At 60.2% G+C, this 206-nt stretch carries 1 protein-coding gene; it reads left to right on the forward strand.

The genetic code is table 11. The features are described from left to right. Window positions 1-206 (forward strand): hypothetical protein (locus WCT94_RS20780; protein WP_336871617.1); only part of this gene is annotated, 206 nt, incomplete at both ends.

Consider the following 206-nt stretch of genomic DNA (forward strand, 5'->3'; position numbering starts at 1 on the left):
GTGCTGAATGCGGCCGAGGCGAGCAACGAGGGAGAATGGCAGGCGGACAGCCTGACGCTGGACGCACAAAACCTGATTAACCGCGGACACATTCAGGGCGACCAGTCACTGACGCTGACGCTGGCAAACGGTGATGTAGACAATAAAGGTACGCTGTGGAGCAAGCGCGCTGATATCGCTGCCCGCACGCTGACCAACGCGGGTGA

The sequence above is a fragment of the Pectobacterium sp. 1950-15 genome, from assembly GCF_037136835.1.
Taxonomy (GTDB): domain Bacteria; phylum Pseudomonadota; class Gammaproteobacteria; order Enterobacterales; family Enterobacteriaceae; genus Pectobacterium.